General features: G+C 61.6%; 18 protein-coding genes. 9 read left to right on the top strand and 9 right to left on the bottom strand.

Annotated features, from left to right (window positions below):
- A partial coding sequence (locus BFP96_RS03410; RefSeq protein ID WP_139113331.1) for a heavy metal sensor histidine kinase occupies window positions 1-741 on the top strand: 741 nt, incomplete at its 5' end.
- Window positions 742-849: 108 nt separating this feature from the next.
- On the opposite strand, the gene BFP96_RS03415 is transcribed toward BFP96_RS03410, so the two are convergent.
- The 3 genes from BFP96_RS03415 to BFP96_RS03425 form a co-directional block, all read right to left on the bottom strand.
- Window positions 850-2094 (bottom strand): lipoprotein-releasing ABC transporter permease subunit, encoded by a 1245-nt coding sequence (locus BFP96_RS03415; protein ID WP_065935582.1) that lies wholly within the window; start codon window positions 2092-2094, stop codon window positions 850-852.
- A 61-nt stretch (window positions 2095-2155) separates the two neighbouring features.
- On the bottom strand, window positions 2156-2839 hold the full coding sequence (gene lolD / locus BFP96_RS03420) for a lipoprotein-releasing ABC transporter ATP-binding protein LolD (protein WP_170875974.1): 684 nt from the start codon (window positions 2837-2839) through the stop codon (window positions 2156-2158).
- Window positions 2840-2846: 7 nt separating this feature from the next.
- Window positions 2847-4097 (bottom strand): lipoprotein-releasing ABC transporter permease subunit, encoded by a 1251-nt coding sequence (locus BFP96_RS03425; protein ID WP_065935583.1) that lies wholly within the window; start codon window positions 4095-4097, stop codon window positions 2847-2849.
- Between the two features lie 94 nt (window positions 4098-4191).
- On the opposite strand from BFP96_RS03425, the gene BFP96_RS03430 reads away from it, so the two are divergent.
- On the top strand, window positions 4192-4770 hold the full coding sequence (locus BFP96_RS03430; protein WP_065935584.1) for a PilZ domain-containing protein: 579 nt from the start codon (window positions 4192-4194) through the stop codon (window positions 4768-4770).
- Between the two features lie 44 nt (window positions 4771-4814).
- Window positions 4815-5537, top strand: a complete 723-nt coding sequence (locus tag BFP96_RS03435) for a glycerophosphodiester phosphodiesterase (protein ID WP_065893538.1) — start codon at window positions 4815-4817, stop codon at window positions 5535-5537.
- Between the two features lie 42 nt (window positions 5538-5579).
- Here BFP96_RS03435 and sthA read toward each other — a convergent pair whose 3' ends face one another.
- The gene (gene sthA, locus BFP96_RS03440; RefSeq protein WP_065935585.1) at window positions 5580-6974 is read right to left on the bottom strand and encodes a Si-specific NAD(P)(+) transhydrogenase; all 1395 of its coding nucleotides are present in this window, start codon (window positions 6972-6974) and stop codon (window positions 5580-5582) included.
- Window positions 6975-7189: 215 nt separating this feature from the next.
- On the opposite strand from sthA, the gene BFP96_RS03445 reads away from it, so the two are divergent.
- Window positions 7190-7723 (top strand): chalcone isomerase family protein, encoded by a 534-nt coding sequence (locus BFP96_RS03445; RefSeq protein WP_065935586.1) that lies wholly within the window; start codon window positions 7190-7192, stop codon window positions 7721-7723.
- A gap of 156 nt (window positions 7724-7879) precedes the next feature.
- Here the strand turns inward: BFP96_RS03445 and BFP96_RS03450 are convergent, their stop codons facing one another.
- Window positions 7880-9343: a glyceraldehyde-3-phosphate dehydrogenase gene (locus BFP96_RS03450; RefSeq protein ID WP_065893536.1), complete on the bottom strand. Its 1464-nt coding sequence runs from the start codon at window positions 9341-9343 to the stop codon at window positions 7880-7882.
- Window positions 9344-9683: 340 nt separating this feature from the next.
- Between BFP96_RS03450 and mfd the strand changes: the two genes are divergently transcribed.
- Genes mfd through BFP96_RS03465 form a run of 3 tightly spaced genes read left to right on the top strand, consistent with a single transcriptional unit; the run spans window position 9684 to window position 16411 of the window.
- Window positions 9684-13133 (top strand): transcription-repair coupling factor, encoded by a 3450-nt coding sequence (gene mfd / locus BFP96_RS03455; RefSeq protein ID WP_065893535.1) that lies wholly within the window; start codon window positions 9684-9686, stop codon window positions 13131-13133.
- A gap of 11 nt (window positions 13134-13144) precedes the next feature.
- The gene (locus tag BFP96_RS03460) at window positions 13145-13711 is read left to right on the top strand and encodes a CsiV family protein (protein ID WP_065893534.1); all 567 of its coding nucleotides are present in this window, start codon (window positions 13145-13147) and stop codon (window positions 13709-13711) included.
- Between the two features lie 9 nt (window positions 13712-13720).
- Window positions 13721-16411, top strand: coding sequence for a DEAD/DEAH box helicase (locus BFP96_RS03465; protein WP_065935587.1), 2691 nt, complete (start codon window positions 13721-13723; stop codon window positions 16409-16411).
- 101 nt (window positions 16412-16512) lie between these two features.
- Here the strand turns inward: BFP96_RS03465 and nagZ are convergent, their stop codons facing one another.
- Entirely contained in the window at window positions 16513-17523 is a 1011-nt protein-coding gene (nagZ, locus tag BFP96_RS03470) for a beta-N-acetylhexosaminidase (protein ID WP_065935588.1), read from the bottom strand.
- A gap of 135 nt (window positions 17524-17658) precedes the next feature.
- Window positions 17659-18366 carry a TetR/AcrR family transcriptional regulator gene (locus BFP96_RS03475; protein ID WP_065886340.1) on the bottom strand — a complete coding sequence of 236 codons (708 nt, stop codon included), beginning with the start codon at window positions 18364-18366 and terminating at the stop codon, window positions 17659-17661.
- A gap of 263 nt (window positions 18367-18629) precedes the next feature.
- Between BFP96_RS03475 and lexA the strand changes: the two genes are divergently transcribed.
- Together lexA and sulA are read left to right on the top strand one after the other, a co-directional pair.
- Window positions 18630-19238, top strand: a complete 609-nt coding sequence (gene lexA / locus BFP96_RS03480; protein WP_017137423.1) for a transcriptional repressor LexA — start codon at window positions 18630-18632, stop codon at window positions 19236-19238.
- A gap of 10 nt (window positions 19239-19248) precedes the next feature.
- Window positions 19249-19722: an SOS-induced cell division inhibitor SulA gene (gene sulA / locus BFP96_RS03485; RefSeq protein ID WP_065895936.1), complete on the top strand. Its 474-nt coding sequence runs from the start codon at window positions 19249-19251 to the stop codon at window positions 19720-19722.
- A gap of 23 nt (window positions 19723-19745) precedes the next feature.
- Here sulA and BFP96_RS03490 read toward each other — a convergent pair whose 3' ends face one another.
- Both BFP96_RS03490 and BFP96_RS03495 read right to left on the bottom strand, forming a co-directional pair.
- Complete coding sequence (locus tag BFP96_RS03490; RefSeq protein ID WP_026136850.1) at window positions 19746-19979, bottom strand: hypothetical protein; 234 nt, start codon at window positions 19977-19979, stop codon at window positions 19746-19748.
- Between the two features lie 63 nt (window positions 19980-20042).
- Entirely contained in the window at window positions 20043-20564 is a 522-nt protein-coding gene (locus BFP96_RS03495) for a DUF6586 family protein (RefSeq protein WP_065893531.1), read from the bottom strand.
- Window positions 20565-20610: the final 46 nt, after the last annotated feature.

Raw genomic sequence — 20610 nt, forward strand, 5'->3', positions numbered from 1 at the left:
CAGATGCCGGCCGAACTGGCGGAGTTGGCGCAGACCTTCAATGCCATGCTGAGCCGCCTGGACGACGCGTTCCAGCGCCTCTCGGCCTTCTCCGCCGATATCGCCCACGAACTGCGCACACCGCTGTCGAACCTGCTGACCCAGACCCAAGTCATCCTCATCCAGCCGCGCCCACTGGAGGATTACCGCGAAGCGCTGCACAGCAATCTGGAGGAATTGCAGTGGATGGCGCAATTGGTCAACGACATGCTGTACCTGGCCAAAGCCGACCACGGTTTGCTGAACCCCAAGCGCGAGCCTTTGGCACTGGCTGATGAAGTCGAGGCGTTGCTGGAGTTTTTTGCGCTGCTGGCCGAAGACGCGCAGGTTTCGCTGGTGTGCGACGGCCATGCCCACACGCCCGGTGATCGCGGCATGTTGCGCCGGGCCCTGTCCAATCTGTTGGAGAACGCACTCAGGTTTACCCCGGCGGGCGGCGAGGTGCGGGTGCGCCTGGCAGACGATGAGCGCGGCGTGAAGCTGACGGTGGAAAACACCGGGGAAGGTATTTCGAAAGATGTGTTACCCAAACTGTTCGATCGCTTCTACCGGGCCGATCCGGCGCGGCGCGAGGGCAGCAGCGAGCATGCGGGGCTGGGGCTGGCGATTACCCAGTCAATTGTGCGGGCGCATGGGGGGAGGATTTATTGTGAGTCTGAGGCGGGGTGGACGCGGTTTGTGATTGAGTTGCCTCACCTATGATCGTTCCCACGCTCTGCGTGGGAATGCCTCATTGGACGCTCTGCGTCCGCTGTTGTGACGCAGAGCGTCACGGGATGCGTTCCCACGCAGAGCGAGGGAACGATCGGTTCAGGAATACCTGAGCGCATGCGCCGGCTCGATCTTCGCGGCCCGATACGCCGGGTAAATCGTCGCCAGGAAGCTCAGCACAAACCCCGCCGAGCAAATCAGCAACACATCGCCACCTTGCAGTTCGGAAGGCAAGTTGCTGACAAAATACACATCCGAACTGAAGATATGCTGCCCGCTCACCCGCTCCAGCCAGCCCACCAGTTCGCTCACGTTCAGCGCCGCAATCACCCCCAGCACGCCGCCGATCAGGGTGCCGACCACGCCGATCACCGTGCCCTGCACCATGAAGATCGCCATAATCTGCCGAGGCGTGGCGCCGATGGTGCGCAGGATCGCAATGTCCGCGCCCTTGTCGTTCACCACCATGATCAGGGTGGCGATGATGTTGAAGGCGGCCACCGCGACAATCATCAGCAGCAACAGGCCGATCATGGTCTTTTCCATCTTCATCGCACTGAACAGGCTGCCCTGGGTGTGGGTCCAGTCGTCGGCCTTATACGCCGCGCCGAGGCTGGCGGCGATATCCGCCGAAACCTTCGGCGCCGCGTACAGGTCGGTCACCGCCAGGCGCACGCTCTGTACCTGGTTGGGTTGCCAATGCTGTATTTCGGCCGCATCGGCCATGTTGATCAAGGCCATGGAACCGTCCAGCTCGGCGCCCACCTTGAAGATACCCACCACGTTCAAACGCTGCATGCGCGGGGTAATACCGCCCGGCGCAGTGCTGATTTCCGGCACGATCAAGGTCAGTTTGTCGCCCACGTTGAGGCGGAAGCGGCGTGCGGTGATGTCGCCGATCACCACACCGAACTCACCGGGCTTCAGGTCCTCCAGTTTGCCGCGCACGATGTGCTTGGCCACGATCGACACCTTGCCTTCCTGGGCCGGGTCGACGCCGCTGATCTCAATCGGCTGCATGGCGCCCTTGTAGGAGAACATGCCGTCCATCTGAGTGAAGGGTACCGCCGCCGTCACTTGCGGGTTCTTCATCGCGGCAGCGGCCACCGGCTGCCAGTCATCAATCGGCTTTACGCCGACGATGGTGGCGTGGGGCACCATGCCAAGGATGCGCGAGCTCATTTCGCGCTGGAAGCCATTCATCACCGAGAGCACCACGATCATCGCCAATACGCCCAAGGCGAGGCCGATCATCGAGGTCATCGAGATAAACGAGACAAAACGGTTGCGGCGTTTGGCGCGGGTATAGCGCGTGCCGATGAAAATCGATAACGGTCTGAACATTCGCGTGCACCGCCTGAAAAAATAAAAAAGCCCGGCCTCGAAAAACCGGGCTTGCAGCCACTCAGATAGCGACCAGATGACCTTCCTGCAAATGCAGTACGCGGTCCATCTGACGGGCCATGCTCATGTCATGGGTCACCACCAGGAACGCGGTGCGCATCTGGGTGCTCAGCTCCAGCATCAAGTCCTTGATGCCCTGGGCGGTGTGGGAGTCGAGGTTGCCGGTGGGCTCGTCGAGCATCACCAGGCCTGGGTTGTTCACCAGCGCACGGGCGATGGCCACACGCTGGCGCTCACCACCGGACAGCTCGGCCGGCTTGTGCTCCAGGCGATGGCCGAGGCCGACGCGCTCCAGTAAGGCGGTGGCACGCCGGCGCGCCTCGGGGATCGCGGTCTTGCCGATCAGCAGCGGCATGCACACGTTTTCCAGGGCGGTGAATTCCGGCAGCAGGTGGTGAAACTGGTACACAAAACCCAACGAGCGGTTGCGCAACTGGCCACGGGCCTTTTCACCGAGGGCCGAGAGTTCTTCACCGGCCAGCCACACGCTGCCCTGGGACGGCGTGTCGAGGCCGCCCAACAGGTTCAGCAAAGTGCTTTTGCCGGAACCGGAACTGCCGACGATCGCCACGCGCTCGCCCGGGTGCAGTTCAAGTTGCAGGTTCGACAGCACGACCACCGATTCCGGGCCTTCCTCGTAGGATTTGCCCAGGTTGCGGCAGCTCAGGATTGCTTTTTCACTCATGCCCGATTCACTCATAACGTAATGCCTGTGCTGGCTGGGTACGTGCCGCGCGCCAGGCTGGATACAGGGTGGCAAGGAAACTCAGGGCCAACGCGGCACCGCCCACCATCAACACGTCCTGGGCCTGAACCTGGGACGGCAAGTAGTCGATGAAGTAGACGTCGGCGTTGAGGAATTTGTGACCGAGCACTTTTTCAAGCAGGGCGATGGCGGCGCTGACATTCAACGCGGCGAGAATGCCGACGGCAGTACCGATCAAGGTGCCGACCACGCCGATCACCGTGCCCTGCACCATGAAGATCGCCATGATCTGCCCCGGCGTGGCGCCCAGGGTACGCAGAATGGCGATGTCGCCCTTCTTGTCGTTCACCACCATCACCAGCGTGGAGATAATGTTAAAGGCGGCCACGGCGACGATCAGCAACAGCAGCAGGCCGATCATGGCTTTTTCCATGCGGATGGCCTGGTACAGGTTGCCGTGGGTGCGGGTCCAGTCGCGGGCGTAGTACTGGGATTCACCCAGGTGCTGGGCGATTTCCCAGGCACCGCGCGGCGCGTCGAACAGGTCGTTGAACTTCAGGCGCAGGCCCTGCACCTGGTCCGGCTGCCAGCGGTGCAGGCGGGCCAGGTCAGTGAGGTTGGTCAACCCGAGGTAACCGTCGATCTCGCCGGCGCCCACATGAAAGGTGCCGACCACGGTAAACCGCTTCATGCGCGGAAACATGCCGGCCGGGGTCACGGTGACCTCCGGCGCGACGAAGGTCAGCTTGTCGCCCACGCTTACGCCGAGCTTGGCCGCGGCCTTGTCGCCGATGATGATGCCGAAGCTGCCGGGCGCCAGGTCATCGAGTTTGCCCTGCAGCATGAACTTGTCGATGATCGAGACGTTGCGCTCCTGGGCCGGCTCGACGGCATTGAGCAGGATCTTCTGCACCTTGCCGTCATTGGTCAGCAACCCCTGCATCTGGGTAAACGGCGCAACGGCCAGCACCTTGGGGTTCTGCTTGACCTTGGCGGCCAGGCTTTGCCAGTCGCTGATGGGCGCATCGCCCTCGATGGTCGCGTGGGGCACCATGCCCAGCACGCGGGTGCGCATCTCATGATCGAAGCCGTTCATCACCGACAGCACCACGATCATCACGACCACGCCCAGGGCGAGACCGATCATCGAGGTCAGGGAAATGAACGACACAAAATGATTGCGACGCTTTGCACGGGTATAACGCGTGCCGATAAATACGAAGAGAGGTCTGAACATGTCGGGGCTTGTTCGGAGGAAAAGAAGACGTCCCGGTGGCGGGGTCTGATCAGCAGCTTTACACTCAGACCATTACCGTTACCTGGGGTTCGCCATGTCGACATTAGATGAAGAAGAGCGCCGCGAATACTACCGTATCGACGACATGATCGCACTCCAAATCAAAAGCCTGTCGGCGCCCGACGCGGCGAGCAAGGAAGTGTTGCTGGATGATTCGCCGCTGTTCAATCTGCTCAGTGAATTGCACCTCAGCGAGTTCGAAGCCCAGCACCTGCTGCGCCAGATCAACGAAAAAGACCGCAGCCTGGCGGCGTTCCTCAAAGTGCAGAACAAGCGCCTGGACCTGCTCAGCCAGGTCATGGCCCGCGGGCTGCTCAATGAGGTGGGCGCGCCGCAGCCGGTGATCCTGTCCGAAGGCGGCATCGACTTTCAGCACCCTGCCCCGCTCGTGCCCGACACGCACCTGGCGGTCAAGCTGGTGCTGATGCCCCAGGCGCTCGGCCTGTTGCTGCGCGCGCGGGTGACCCATTGCGATCCCAAGGGCGACGGCTTTGACGTGGGCACGGAATTCGAATCCATGACCGACGCCCAACGCCAACTGCTGGCGCGCTACATCCTGCAGAAACAGGCCCAGGAACGCCGCCTGGCGCGAGAACAAAGCGACGATCTCTGAATGCGTATTCACGACGCCAGCCATCCTGGCGCAAAGGAGCAACTGTGACCCTGATTTACGGCCATCGCGGTGCCAAAGGCGAAGCACCGGAAAATACCCTGACCAGCTTTCAGGAATGCCTCAAGCACGGCGTACGCCGCTGCGAACTGGACCTGCACCTGTCCATGGACGGCGAACTGATGGTCATCCACGACCCTACCCTCAAGCGCACGGCCGACCGACGCGGCAAAGTCGTCGAGTACTCGGCAGCCGACCTGGTGAAGATGGATGCGCGCAAAGGCGGCCCGGGCTGGGTCAGCCCCTGCCCGATCCCGCGCCTGGAGGAGTTGTTCGAAAAGTGCGACTTCGATCACTGGCAGCTGGAAGTCAAAAGCGCTTCGCGTACCCGCGCCGCCACCACCGTGCTGGCGATCCGCGAGATGGCCGTGCGCTTTGGCCTGATGGACAAAGTCACCGTCACCTCAAGTTCGCGGGAAGTGCTCAAAGCGGCGATTGAACTGACCCCCGACCTGTCACGCGGACTGGTGGCCGAATACGCCTGGCTCGACCCACTGAAGGTCGCGCAGAACTATAGCTGTGAGTACCTGGCGTTGAACTGGACGTTGTGCACCCCCGAGCGGCTGGAAAAAGCCCAGCGCCAGGGTTTGCATGTATCCGTGTGGACGGTCAACGAACCCGCGCTGATGCGCAGGCTCGCCGACTTCGGCGTAGATAGCCTGATTACAGACTTTCCCGGTTTGGCCACTGCCACCCTCGGGAATTACTGAAATCGGTCTCCCCGGCCGGCTCAGGCCACCGGCCGGAGCCGCTCAAAAAAGCCGGTTGAGGCCGTCGTAGGCCGCTACCCGATAGGCTTCGGCCATGGTCGGGTAGTTGAACGTGGTGTTGACGAAATACTTGAGCGTATTCAGATCACCCGGCTGACTCATGATCGCCTGGCCAATGTGCACGATCTCCGACGCCTGGTAGCCGAAGCAGTGCACGCCGAGCACTTCCAGGGTTTCACGGTGGAACAGGATCTTCAGCATGCCCTGGGGCTCACCGGCGATCTGCGCACGCGCCATGCTCTTGAAGAACGCCTTGCCCACTTCGTACGGCACCTTGGCCTTGGTCAGTTCGTGCTCGTTCTTGCCGATCGAGCTGATCTCGGGAATCGTGTAGATGCCGGTCGGCACGTCGTTCACGTAGCGCCAGCTGCCGTTGTCGACAATGCTGCCGGCCGCCGAACGGCCCTGGTCATGGGCGGCGCTGGCCAGGCTTGGCCAGCCGATCACGTCACCGGCGCCGTAGATGTTGGTCACGCAGGTGCGATAGTTCTCGTCCACCTCGATCTGGCCACGGCTGTTGACCTTGACCCCGATGTTTTCCATGCCCAGCTTGTCGGTGTTGCCGGTACGCCCGTTGCACCACAGCAAGGCGTCGGCCTTGATCTTCTTGCCGGACTTGAGGTGCAGGATCACCCCGTTGTCCAGGCCTTCGACGCGCTCGTACTCTTCGTTGTGGCGCACGGTGATGTTGTTGTTGCTGAAGTGGTAGCTCAACGCCTGGGAAATTTCCGAGTCGAGGAAGCTCAGCAACTGGTCACGGTTGTCCACCAGCTCCACCAGTACACCCAGGCCGCTGAAGATCGAGGCGTATTCGCAGCCGATCACGCCGGCGCCGTAGATGATCAGTTTGCGCGGGGTGTGGCCCAGGCTCAGGATGGTGTCGCTATCGTAGATACGCGGGTGGTGGAAATCGATGTCCGCCGGGCGATACGGGCGCGAGCCGGTGGCGATGATAATGTGCTTGGCCACCAGTTTTTCGACCACGCCGTTGGCGCAGACCACTTCGACAGTTTGCTCGTCGGCGAAGCTGCCGGTGCCGAAGAACAGGTCGACGCGGTTGCGGGCATAGAAGCCGGTGCGCGACGCGACTTGCTTGGAGATGACTTTCTCGGCGCTTTTCAACACGTCCGGAAACGAGAACCAGCGCGGCTCGCCAATGGCCCGGAACATCGGGTTGGTGTTGAATTGCATGATCTGGCGCACGGAGTGACGCAACGCCTTGGACGGGATGGTACCCAGGTGGGTGCAGTTGCCGCCGACCTGGCGACGGCTATCGACCATCGCCACCTTGCGCCCTGCCTTTGCAGCGTTCATCGCCGCGCCTTCTCCAGCCGGGCCGGAACCCAGTACCACCACGTCGTAGTTGTAGACAGCCATGCGTACTCCTCAGAACAGGCCAGGCGTACGGTTGGACGCCTGGCTAAATCATGCCGCGGCCAGCGGGCATGAAGGACAATTTGGCTCAAGTGTGTGAACCGGGGCACAGTCTATATAAGGCTCAACGCCGCGCACATTAACCCTTGGTCGCGTCGTAGGCCAGTGTTGCCATACTAACAGGGCGCAAATCAGCGTCGATTCAAGGATCAGCCATTATGCGACAACTCTTTATCGGTTTGATGCTGATGATGTCGATCACGGCTCAGGCCAGTGATGTGGACCGACTCAAGCAGGCCGGCTTCCCCGCGCAGGTCGAGGGGTTGGCGCTGAAAAACCAGGCGGTGCTCAACTATCTCTGGGCGGATGTGTATGCGGCGGCGCTGTACGCGCCGGCGGATCTGACCGCAAAGCAAGCCTGGGACCAACAGAAAGCGTTGCGCCTGGTGCTGTATTACTTTCGCAACATCGATCGCGCGGATGTGATCAAGGCGGCCAGCGCCACCCTGGAACGCCAGCAAGCCAGTGCCGGCTTGAATCCGGAGATAGCCAGGCTGCACGCCCGCTTTCGGGATATTCGGAGCGGTGACCGCTATGCCCTGGATTTTCGCCCGGGCCGGGGTTTGAACCTGGAGATTAATGGTCAGGTGGTGTTCAGCAGTAGCGATGATGTGCTGGCGAGGGCTTACCTGGGTATCTGGCTTGCACCTGAAGGGTTGTCTGATGAATTGCGCGGCCAGTTGCTGGATTGATGTGTCGGCTGTAGCACCGCCATCGGGGGCAAGCCCCCTCCCACAGTTTGATTTGCGAACACATACCAATGTGGGAGGGGGCTTGCCCCCGATGAGGCCCTCCCAGGCACAAAAAAGCCCCGAACCAGTCGGGGCCTTTTCATTCAACACTCAGGCTTAGCGCGGAAACGCCGGCGGGTTGACCCCAGCCATGTCTTCCATCACGCGAACCACCTGGCAGCTGTAGCCGAACTCGTTGTCGTACCACACGTACAGCACGACACGGTTGTCCTGGCTGATGGTCGCCTCGGCGTCCACCACACCGGCATGGCGCGAGCCGACGAAGTCGGTGGATACCACTTCCTGGGAATTGACGAAGTCGATCTGCTTGTGCAGATCGGAGTGCAGCGCCATGTAGCGCAGGTACTCGTTCATCTCTTCACGGGTGGCGGCTTTCTCAAGGTTCAGGTTGAGAATGGCCATCGACACGTTCGGCGTCGGTACACGGATCGCGTTACCGGTCAGCTTGCCGGCCAGCTCAGGCAGGGCCTTGGCGGCAGCGGTGGCGGCACCGGTCTCGGTGATCACCATGTTCAGCGCGGCGCTGCGGCCACGGCGGTCGCCCTTGTGGAAGTTATCGATCAGGTTCTGGTCGTTGGTGTACGAGTGAACGGTTTCGACGTGGCCGTTGACGATGCCGAACTTGTCATTCACAGCCTTGAGCACCGGCACGATGGCGTTGGTGGTGCAGGAAGCGGCGGACACGATCTTGTCGTCAGCGGTGATTTCGGCATGGTTGATGCCGTGCACGATGTTCTTGAGCTTGCCCTTGCCAGGCGCAGTCAGGACAACGCGGTCGACACCCGGGCAGGCCAGGTGCTGGCCCAGGCCTTCGGCATCACGCCATACGCCGGTGTTGTCCACCAGCAGCGCGTCCTTGATGCCGTACTGGGTGTAATCCACCTCGGACGGGTTCTTCGCGTAGATCACCTGGATCAGGTTACCGTTGGCGGTGATGGTGTTGTTTGCTTCGTCGATAACGATGGTGCCGTTGAACGGACCGTGTACCGAGTCGCGGCGCAACAAACTTGCGCGCTTGGTCAAGTCGTTCTCGGCGCCTTTGCGCACCACGATGGCCCGCAGGCGCAGGCCGTCGCCGCCGCCGGTTTTTTCGATGAGGATGCGCGCCAGCAGGCGGCCGATACGGCCGAAGCCGTAGAGCACCACGTCGGTGCCTTTGCGGGCAGCGGCGCTTTGCTGGCCGATCACCTCGGCCATTTCTTCACGCACGAACTGCTCGGCAGTGCGACCTGCGCCTTCCTTGCGGAATTTGTAGGCCAGCTTGCCCAGGTCGACCGAAGCCGCGCCGAGCTTGAGCTCGCTCATGGCCTTGAGCAGTGGGAATGTTTCGTGGACGGAGAGTTCGCTGTCGTCGGCAGAACGGTGGCGCGCAAAGCGGTGCGCCTTGAGAATCGCGATGACGGACTGGTTGATCAGGCTGCGGCCATAGATCGAGCTCACCACATTGTTATTGCGGTACAGCTGACCGATAAGCGGAATCATCGCTTCAGCGAGTGCTTCACGGTCGATCCATTCACCAAGACACTGGTCGGGCTTCTGAGTCACGGGAACCTTCCACATGTAGGGGCTGAAAAAAGGGGCTACATTATGTCGCCCGACTGACCGTTGAGCAATGCGCTACAGGCAACAAAAACCCCTTGCAAAAAAATACCACCGCGCTACAGCCCAGGAAATACGCGGGTTCCAGAAGGCCACCCATTTGACGAGCAGGCCGACTTGTCCGTAACCCTCCTAAACATTCGCGCATTTTGGCACTACATATTGAGTCAAAACCCACGATTGTTTGTCTTAGCCACTACATTTCCAACAAACCGTAATAGGCACAGTCAGCAACTGACAGGCGGCACCTCTGGCCGTTACAATTACCGACTTTGTCGCAACGCTTGGAGCTCAACCTTCCGTGCCCGTTCTGCGTCTACCGCTACTCCCTGCCGCGGCAGGTAAACAGCACTGGGGCAACCTGCCCGGTGCCGCCCTGAGCCTGGCCATTGCCGAGGCTGCCAGCGCAGCCAAGCGCTTTACCCTGCTGCTGACCGCCGACAGCCAAAGCGCCGAACGGTTGGAGCAGGAGCTGAGCTTCTTCGCCCCCGATTTGCCGGTGCTGCACTTTCCCGACTGGGAAACTCTGCCCTACGACCTGTTCTCGCCGCACCAGGACATTATTTCCCAGCGCATCGCCAGCCTGTACCGCCTGCCGGAACTGGCCCACGGCGTGCTGGTGGTGCCGATTACCACGGCATTGCATCGCCTGGCGCCGACCAAGTTCCTGCTCGGCAGCAGCCTGGTGCTGGACATCGGCCAGAAGCTTGATGTGGAGCAGATGCGCACGCGCCTGGAGGCCAGCGGCTACCGTTGCGTCGACACGGTGTACGAGCACGGTGAATTCGCGGTGCGCGGTGCACTGATTGATCTGTTCCCGATGGGCAGCAAGTTGCCGTATCGCATCGACCTGTTCGATGACGAAATCGAAACGCTGCGCACCTTCGACCCGGAAAACCAGCGTTCCATCGATAAGGTCGAGTCGATCAAGCTGCTGCCGGCGCGGGAGTTTCCCCTGCAAAAAGACGCGGTCACGCGCTTCAAGGCGCGCTTTCGCGAGCGCTTCGATGTGGACTTCCGCCGTTGCCCGATCTTCCAGGACTTGAGCAGCGGGATTACGCCGGCCGGTATCGAGTACTACCTGCCGCTGTTCTTCGACGAAACCTCCACGCTCTTCGATTACCTGCCCCAGGACACCCAGGTGTTCTCGCTGCCGGGCATCGAGCAGGCGGCGGAAAATTTCTGGAACGACGTGCGCAACCGCTATGAAGAGCGCCGCGTCGACCCATCCCGACCTTTATTGCCCCCCGCCGAGCTGTTCCTGCCGGTGGAAGACTGCTTCGCGCGCCTGAAAAACTGGCCGCGCGTGGTCGCCAGCCAGCAGGATGTGGACGCCGGCAGCGGCCGCGAGCGCTTCCCCGCAGCGGCGCTGCCGGATTTGGCGATTCAGGCCAAAGCCACACAGCCGCTGGAGGCGCTGTCCAACTTCCTCGGCGACTTCCCCGGCCGCGTGCTGTTTACCGCCGAATCCGCCGGGCGTCGCGAAGTGCTGCTGGAGTTGCTGGAGCGCCTGAAGCTGCGCCCGAAAACCGTCGACAGCTGGCCGGATTTTGTAAAAAGCAACGAGCGCCTGGCAATCACCATCGCGCCGCTGGACGAAGGGCTGCTGCTGGATGACCCGGCCCTGGCCCTGATCGCCGAAAGCCCTTTGTTCGGCCAGCGCGTGATGCAGCGTCGCCGTCGCGAAAAACGCGCCGACGCCAATAACGATGCGGTGATCAAGAACCTCACCGAGCTGCGCGAAGGCGCGCCGGTGGTGCACATCGACCACGGCGTCGGCCGCTACCTCGGTTTGCAGACCCTGGAAATCGACAACCAGGCCGCCGAATTCCTCACCATGGAGTACGCCGAAGGCGCCAAGCTCTACGTGCCGGTGGCCAGCCTGCACTTGATCGCGCGCTACACCGGCAGCGACGACGCGCTGGCGCCCTTGCATCGCCTGGGCTCCGAGACCTGGCAGAAAGCCAAGCGCAAGGCCGCCGAACAGGTGCGCGACGTGGCCGCCGAATTGCTCGACATCTACGCCCGCCGCGCCGCCCGCGAAGGGTATGCGTTCGCCGACCCGAAAGCCGACTACGCCACCTTCAGCGCCGGCTTCGCCTTCGAAGAAACCCCGGACCAGCAAACCACCATCGAAGCCGTGCGCGCCGACATGCTCGCGCCCAAGCCGATGGACCGCCTGGTGTGCGGCGATGTGGGCTTCGGCAAGACCGAAGTGGCCATGCGCGCCGCCTTTATTGCGGTGCATGGCGGCAGGCAGGTGGCGATCCTGGTGCCGACCACCCTGCTCGCCCAGCAGCACTACAACAGCTTCCGCGACCGCTTTGCCGACTGGCCGGTGACGGTGGAAGTGATGAGCCGCTTCAAATCGGCCAAGGAAGTCAATGCCGCGATTGCCGACCTGGCCGAAGGCAAGATCGATATCGTGATCGGCACGCACAAGCTGCTGTCGGACGATGTGAAGATCAAAAACCTGGGCCTGGTGATCATCGACGAAGAACACCGCTTTGGTGTGCGCCAGAAGGAGCAACTCAAGGCCTTGCGCAGCGAAGTCGACATTCTTACGCTCACGGCAACGCCTATCCCACGCACGCTGAACATGGCCGTGTCGGGCATGCGCGACCTCTCGATCATCGCCACGCCGCCGGCGCGCCGCCTGTCGGTGCGCACCTTCGTGATGGAGCAGAACAAAAGCACGGTCAAGGAAGCGTTGCTGCGCGAATTGCTGCGCGGTGGCCAGGTGTATTACTTGCACAATGACGTGAAGACCATCGAGAAGTGCGCCGCCGACCTCGCCGAACTGGTGCCGGAAGCCCGCATCGCCATCGGCCACGGGCAGATGCGCGAGCGCGAACTCGAACAGGTGATGAGCGACTTCTACCACAAGCGCTTCAACGTGCTGATCGCCTCGACCATTATCGAGACCGGTATCGACGTGCCGAGCGCCAACACCATCATCATCGAGCGCGCCGACAAGTTCGGCCTGGCCCAGTTGCACCAACTGCGCGGCCGCGTCGGGCGCAGCCACCACCAGGCCTATGCCTACCTGTTGACGCCGCCGCGCCAGCAAATTACCAGCGATGCGGAAAAACGCCTGGAAGCCATCGCCAACACCCAGGACCTGGGCGCCGGTTTTGTGCTGGCCACCAACGACCTGGAAATCCGTGGCGCCGGCGAACTGCTCGGCGACGGCCAGAGCGGGCAGATCCAGGCGGTGGGTTTCACGCTGTACATGGAGATGCTGGAACGCGCGGTGAAAGCCATTCGCAAGGGCGAGCAACCGAACCTCGATCAACCGCTGGGCGGTGGCCCGGAAATCAACCTGCGCCTGCCGGCACTGATTCCCGAAGACTACCTGCCGGATGTGCATGCGCGGCTGATCCTGTACAAGCGCATCGCCTCGGCCACCGACGAAGAAGGCCTCAAGGACCTGCAGGTGGAAATGATCGACCGCTTCGGCCTGTTGCCGGAGCCGACCAAGAACCTGGTGCGCCTGACCCTGCTCAAGTTGCAGGCCGAGCAGTTGGGCATCAAGAAGGTCGACGCCGGGCCGCAGGGCGGGCGTATCGAATTCGAAGCCCAGACGCCGGTGGACCCGTTGGTGCTGATCAAGCTGATCCAGGGCCAGCCCAACCGCTACAAGTTCGAAGGGGCTACGCTGTTCAAGTTCATGGTGCCGATGGAACGCGCCGAAGAACGCTTCAATACCCTGGAGGCGCTGTTTGAGCGCCTCATTCCGAAATCTGCTTGAAGGACGCCTCCATGCGCGTGTTCCGCATTCTGAGCCTGTTGTTGGTGGTACTCGCGCCTTCAGCCTTTGCCGACAGCCCCTACCAGGTGGAAATGATCCTGGTGCGCCAGAATGCGGAGCCGGTGATCAACAGCCGCGCCGCCCCGGAAAACTGGGATGGCGGTGCACCGCGCCTGGGCGAGCGCATGAGCCCGCCGCGCCTGGGTAACATCGTCGACAAGCTGCGCGCCGATTCCAACTACACCGTGCTCGCGCACAAAGCCTGGGAACAGAACCTGGGCGAGCAGCCGGTGCGGATCGCCATCACCGACGGCCAGGAGCAATTCGGCCAATTCCCGATTCAAGGCGTACTGAACCTGCAACTGGGACGTTTCACCGACATCGATGCCTACTTCTGGATCAACCAGTTCGACGCCAACGGCAGCGTGATCGCCAGCGAACACTTGAGCCAGAAAGAGGTGCGCACCAAGAACAACCAGCTCAATTACCTGGATGGCGGCCACCTGGCGCTGCTGATCAAGATCACCTCGCTGACCGCCAAGCCCCCCAGCGCACCACCGCCCGACCTGCAGGACTGATCCAGCGCCATGCCCCTGACGTCATCGCTGACCAAACCCCTGGCCCCGTCATGGGCCAATCGCTTCAAGGAGCAAAGCCTGGAGCGCGGGCGCCGTTATGCGCTGGAGAATCGGGTGCGCATCGTCGAGTCCGGCGACAGCACCATCACCGCCAGTTGCGAGGGTTCGGGCGGCAACGTGTACCGGCAAACCATCTCGTTGCGCGAATCGGCCAAGGGCATGCTGATCCTGGTGGACAGCCGCTGTACCTGCCCGGTGCACACCAATTGCAAACACATCGCGGCGGTGCTGCTCAAGGTCCAGGAAACCCTGGCCTACCCGGCGGCGGCCCAGGATGCCGAGCTGCTGGGCAAACTCCAGGCGGTACTGGACAATCGCGTGGTGCTGCCGCAGGTGGTCATGGAAGACGTGCGCCCCGTGCCGCGCCTGTGGCTGGCCAGCGTGGAGTTCAGCGCGTTCGAACCGCGCAATGGCAAGATGCAGCGTTACATCCAGCATCGCGCGGCGCTGTCGTTCAACTACCAGGGCAATTACGTCAGCGGGCAAAAGAACGCCGACATCATCGTGCGCCAGGAAACCCAGAGCCTGCGCATCAAGCGCCATCCGGAGCTGGAACAACCGTATCGCGAGCAACTGCGCCTGCTCGGCTTCAAGATCGCCACGCGCCAGAGCAAGGCCCTGCCGGAGAGTGCCGGCGAACTGTTCGAGATGGTCAATGACAGCGCTTGGTTGAATTTCACCCTCAACGCATCCCCCGCGCTGCGGGCCGAGGGCTGGGAGCTGCAGATCGATGAAGACTTCGGTTTCGACCTGAGCCCCGTGGACGACTGGTACGCCAGCGTCGATGAAGCCCCCGAGCGTGACTGGTTCGACCTGGAGCTGGGAATTATCGTCAACGGCGAACGGCTGAGCCTGCTGCCGATCCTGCTCAACTTGATGCGCTCCCACACCGAAATTCTCAATCCGGAAAAACTCGCCCGACGTCGCGATGATGAACTCATCCTGGTGAATATTCCCGGCCTGCCCAACGGCCACGGTCCGCTGCAGGTGGCGCTGCCTTATGGGCGCTTGAAACCGGTGCTGGCGACCCTCGGCGAGTTCTACCTCCAGGAAGCCGGCACCACCACGTTGCGCCTGGCCAAAGCCGACGCGATCCGCCTGAACCCGCTGGAAGACCTGCCTCTGCAATGGGAAGGCGGCGAGAAGATCCGCAACTTTGCCCAGCGTCTGCGCGACATCAAGGATTTCACCTGCGTGGCGCCGGAAGGCTTGAACGCAACCTTGCGCCCTTACCAGTTGGAGGGCCTGAGCTGGATGCAGTCGCTGCGCCAATTGGAGGTGGGTGGAATTCTTGCGGATGACATGGGCCTGGGTAAAACCTTGCAGACCCTTGCGCATATTCTTACGGAGAAAGCCGCCGGGCGCCTGGACAGGCCGTGCATGGTGGTGATGCCCACCAGCCTGATCCCCAACTGGCTCGATGAAGCGGCGCATTTCACCCCGCAACTGAGGGTACAAGCGCTGTACGGTGCCGGGCGCAAGAAACATTTCGCCAACCTGCAGGACTACGACCTGCTGCTCACCACTTACGCCCTCCTGCCCAAGGACATTGAACAACTCGCCGCCCTGCCCTTGCACGTGCTCATTCTCGATGAAGCCCAATACATCAAGAATCCCACCAGCAAGGCGGCTCAAGCGGCCCGTGAGCTCAATGCACGGCAGCGCCTGTGCCTGAGCGGTACGCCGCTGGAAAACCACCTGGGCGAACTGTGGTCGCTGTTCCACTTCCTGCTGCCGGGCTGGCTGGGCGACGTGAAAAGCTTCAACCGCGATTACCGCGTACCGATTGAAAAACGCGCCAGTGAAGTGCGACTGCAGCACCTCAACGGTCGGATCAAGCCGTTCCTGCTGCGCCGCACCAAGGAGCAGGTGGCGACGGAACTGCCGCCCAAGACCGAGATCATCCACTGGGTCGATCTTAATGAAGCACAGCGCGACGTGTACGAAACCATGCGCCTGGCCATGGATAAAAAAGTCCGCGACGAGATTACCCGCAAGGGCGTGGCCCGCAGCCAGATCATCATCCTTGAGGCACTGCTTAAATTGCGCCAGGTGTGCTGCGATTTGCGCCTGGTCAACGAAGCCACCCTGCCCGCCCGTGGCAGCAGCTCGGGCAAGCTCGACAGCCTGATGCAGATGCTCGAGGAGTTGTTTGCCGAGGGGCGGCGGATTCTGCTGTTCTCGCAGTTCACCTCGATGCTGAGCTTGATTGAGGTCGAACTGAAGAAACGCGACATCGCCTACGCCTTGCTGACCGGCCAGACCCGTGATCGGCGCACACCGGTGAAGGACTTCCAGGGCGGCAAGCTGCAGATTTTCCTGATCAGCCTCAAAGCGGGCGGCGTCGGCCTGAACCTGACCGAAGCCGACACCGTGATCCACTACGACCCGTGGTGGAACCCCGCCACCGAAAACCAGGCCACCGACCGCGCGTATCGCATCGGGCAAGAGAAGCCGGTGTTCGTGTACAAAATGATTGCCCGGGGCACGGTAGAGGAGAAAATCCAGCACTTGCAGAAGGAGAAGTCCGACCTGGCGGCGGGTGTGCTGGATGGGCGGACCACCGGGGACTGGCAGTTGGGTAATGAGGATATCGAGGCGCTGTTTGCGCCGTTGCCCAATAAGCAGGAAAAACGCTGACTGTTGGATCGCCATCGGGGGCAAGCCCCCTCCCACATTTGTATGTATTAACAATTCAATGTGTGGGAGGGGGCTTGCCCCCGATAGGCGCGACGCCGTCTTCAGTCGATCAACTGCGCATCCCGCAACGCGGTAAGCGCTGTCAACCAACGCGGGTCCTGCTTGTAGTCTGTCGAGGCAATCGCCTGACCCCGCATACGCGCAATCCGCGCCGACGGGGTGACCTTCATCCGCTGCGCCGCGCTCAGCGCCAGTTCGGCAGCCGCACGGTCATTGCACACCAGCCCCATGTCACAACCCGCCGTCAGTGCCGCCTCGATTCGACTCGCCGCATCGCCCACCACATGGGCGCCCGCCATGGACAGGTCATCACTGAAGATCACCCCGTCGAACTGCAACTCGCCGCGCAGGATGTCCTGCAACCAGCGGCGTGAGAAACCGGCCGGCCGGCTGTCCACCTGCGGGTAGATCACATGCGCCGGCATCACGGCGGCCAATTGCTTGCTCAGGCGCGCGAACGGCACCAGGTCATTGGCGCGAATCTGTTCAAGGCTGCGCTCGTCATTGGGAATCGCGACGTGGGAATCGGCCTCGGCCCAGCCGTGGCCGGGAAAGTGCTTGCCGGTGGCCGCCATGCCGGCGCTGTTCATGCCACGGATAAAGGCACCGGCGAGCACGGCGGCGCGCTCGGGATCGCCTTCGAACGAGCGGGTGCCGACCACGGCGCTGCGCTGGTAATCAAGGTCCAGCACGGGGGCGAAACTCAGGTCGAGGCCCACGGCCAGCACTTCGGTGGCCATGACCCAGCCACACTGTTCGGCCAGATGCTCGGCGTTGGGGTTATCCGCCAGCGCGCGCATGGCCGGCAGGCGCACGAAGCCCTGGCGCAGGCGCTGCACGCGTCCGCCTTCCTGGTCGACCGCCAGCAGCAGGTCCGGGCGCACCGCACGGATCGCCGCACTCAACTCGCGGACCTGGCGCGGGTGCTCGATGTTGCGCGCAAAAATGATCAAGCCGCCCACTTCAGGTTGGCGCAACAGATGGCGATCCTCGGCCGTCAGCCAGGTACCGGCAACGTCGACCATCAAAGAACCTTGCAGGGCAGCAGTCATAAACCTTCCTTAAATAACGCGCACAAGCCGTCATTCCTACCAGATACGGTAAGCACAACGGGTTGCGCGTAAAGAGCTGAAATCGGCATGGCGGCTAGCTTAGCGGATGCAAGCGGCCACGCACACCCGCAGCGGTCAAACCTTGGCGAGGGCCGGCGTGGATTTGCTGCGCGGGCGCAATTGGGCCACGGCCATGGCCTGATCGGTCACGCCGGTTTCGGCGCGCATGCCTGCGGCGAGGAATGGCACCATCAGGCGCATCACCTGCTCGATGGAGGTATTGACGCCGAAATCGGTCTCGGCAATCGCGCGCAATGCCTTGATCCCGGACATGCTGAAGGCGGCGGCGCCGAGCATGAAGTGCACGCGCCAGAACAGTTCGATGGGCGGGATGCGCGGGGCCGCTTCGTTGACCAGCAACATATAGCGACGGAACACCTTGCCGTACATGTCTTCCAGGTAACGTCGCAAGTGGCCCTGGCTCTGGCTGAACGCCAGGCCCAGCAGACGCATGAAGATCGACAGGTCGTTGCCGCTGCGTGGCTGAACCACCAGCGCTTGCTCAACGAGGATTTCCAGCAGTTCTTCCAGGCTGGGCTTGTTGTCGGCTTTGGCCTGGCGACGTTCGAGCTCACGGTCGAGACTGGCGCAGAACGGCCCCAGAAAGCGCGAGAACACCGCCTGGATCAGGGCCTTTTTTGAGCCGAAATGATAATTCACGGCGGCAAGATTGACCCCAGCCTTGCTGGTGATCAGCCGCAATGAAGTTTCAGCAAATCCTTTTTCCGCGAACAACTGCTCGGCAGCATCGAGAATGCGTTCAACGGTTTCCGACTGGGCCATGGCTACTCCGCCTGACAAACACTTGTTTGAAACATACGTTTCAGGGTATGTCTTGTCAAGCCTGCGCGCCCATTTTCCGGCCGGGCAGTCACCTGTTTCGTCGCTATTTAATCACATCCCCCACCGTCTGTAGGCAGCGCTGTCTTCGCCTCCCGGCGCAGCTGATGAATGACCGTCCAGCGGAGCCGCAAAAAAGGATGATTGCCAAGCGCGATTCACTGTATATAATCCCAGTCACTGTATAAAAAGACAGAGCGATCAACATGCTAAAACTGACGCCACGCCAAGCTGAGATTCTGGCTTTTATCAAGCGCTGCCTTGATGACAACGGTTATCCACCGACACGCGCCGAAATTGCGCTGGAACTGGGTTTCAAGTCTCCCAACGCCGCTGAAGAACACCTCAAGGCCCTCGCTCGCAAAGGTGCGATCGAGATGACCCCGGGGGCTTCACGCGGTATTCGCATCCCGGGTTTCGAAGCCAAGGCCGACGAATCGACACTGCCGATCATTGGTCGGGTGGCCGCCGGTGCGCCGATCCTGGCGCAGCAGCACGTCGAGGAATCCTGCAACATCAACCCGACCTTCTTCCATCCTCGCGCCGACTACCTGCTACGTGTGCATGGCATGAGCATGAAGGACGTGGGTATTTTCGACGGCGACCTGCTGGCCGTTCACACCACCCGTGAGGCCCGCAATGGCCAGATCGTCGTGGCCCGGATCGGCGATGAAGTCACCGTCAAACGCTTCAAGCGTGAAGGCAGCAAGGTCTGGCTTATGGCCGAGAACCCGGAGTTCGCGCCCATTGAAGTGAACCTCAAAGACCAGGACCTGGTGATCGAAGGCTTGAGTGTCGGCGTCATTCGCCGCTAAAGGAGACATCATGCAGCTCGTGCACACCCCACAACACACACAACTGTCGCTGTTCGAGGCCTTCATGGCTCAACCGCTTGCGCCCATCCTCAAGGAAACGGTCGAAGCGCCCTGGAGCTGCGAACCCGAGGTATTCAGTGAATTGTCGTTGCGTGGTGCTGCCGGGAGCTGCTTGAGCCTGCTGGCGCCAATCCTTCGCGAACTCAGTGAGGAGCAGGACGCGCGCTGGTTGACCCTGATCGCCCCGCCCGCCAGCCTGACCCAGGCCTGGCTACGGGATGCCGGCCTCAACCGCGAAAGGATTCTGTTGCTGCAGCCGCGGGGCGCACAAAGCGCTCAACAATTGACGTGTGAAGCCTTGCGCCTGGGCCGTAGCCATACCGTCGTGAGCTGGTTGAACCCGTTGAACGCAACGGCCAAGCAGCAGTTGATCGGTGCCGCACACACAGGTGATGCGCAGAGTTTGAATATTCGACTGGGATAAGGGATGAGCGGGTTACAACGGGCTCAGTGAAGAACCCTTGGACCATCGTCCTTTTCCGGCTCGCCTTCAGCCAGGCGACCCGCCATTTGCACCCCAACGCTCAACATGGCTTTAGCCACTTCCACATGCTGGCCTTGCAGGAACGCTTTTGCGTCTTCGGAGAAGTCCAGGGTAACCAGAGAACCTTCGTCCTCAGCCCGGCGCAGCTCGATTCGGCCGTCAGGCAGTTCAACAATTTCCAGAAAGGACGTTGGCATAAAAGTCTGTTCTCCACGAAAGCGTGGGATTATATCAGTGTTGTCGCGTGCAGGCTTGCCCGCTCAGCACTCGGCCAGGCCTTCGCGAAAGCGCAATGCCAGCTTTTTAAGCTCCTGGCGCCAGCTTTCCAGCTCTTCGCGGCTCAAGGGCTTGGGTTCATCTGCCTCCAATGCAACCGCCACGATCAATGGCTGCGTCACATCACCCTTGGGTACATGGGGGACGCGGGGCGGCTGGAACATGTCGGCATGCGCCTTGAGCAGGCGTGCTAGCCAACTGTCCGGACTCTGGGCCATTTCCACCAACTCGGCCAATTCCGGAATAGCCATGGTTTCCAACACTTCGCGGGTCATGATCATTTCAGCACGGGGCGAACCTGCCTGGGGCAGACGGTAGAACCCGGCGATTTCATGGCATAGACCCAGCAAGGCGCCGTACAGGTGAAACAAAGCGGCTTCACGCCCCGCCTGGACCAGCGCAATGGCATTCATCTCCTTCCCCACCTCGGCACGGCCAAGGGCTTCCAGGGACAAACCCGCAAAGTAAATTTTCTGATTGGTACGGGTATAGAGTTCGTTGGCCATGACGGCAATCTCCACAACGAATTAGGCCTGATGCTGGCTTGTAGGA

The sequence above is a fragment of the Pseudomonas sp. 34 E 7 genome (genome assembly GCF_900005715.1).
Taxonomy (GTDB): domain Bacteria; phylum Pseudomonadota; class Gammaproteobacteria; order Pseudomonadales; family Pseudomonadaceae; genus Aquipseudomonas; species Aquipseudomonas orientalis_A.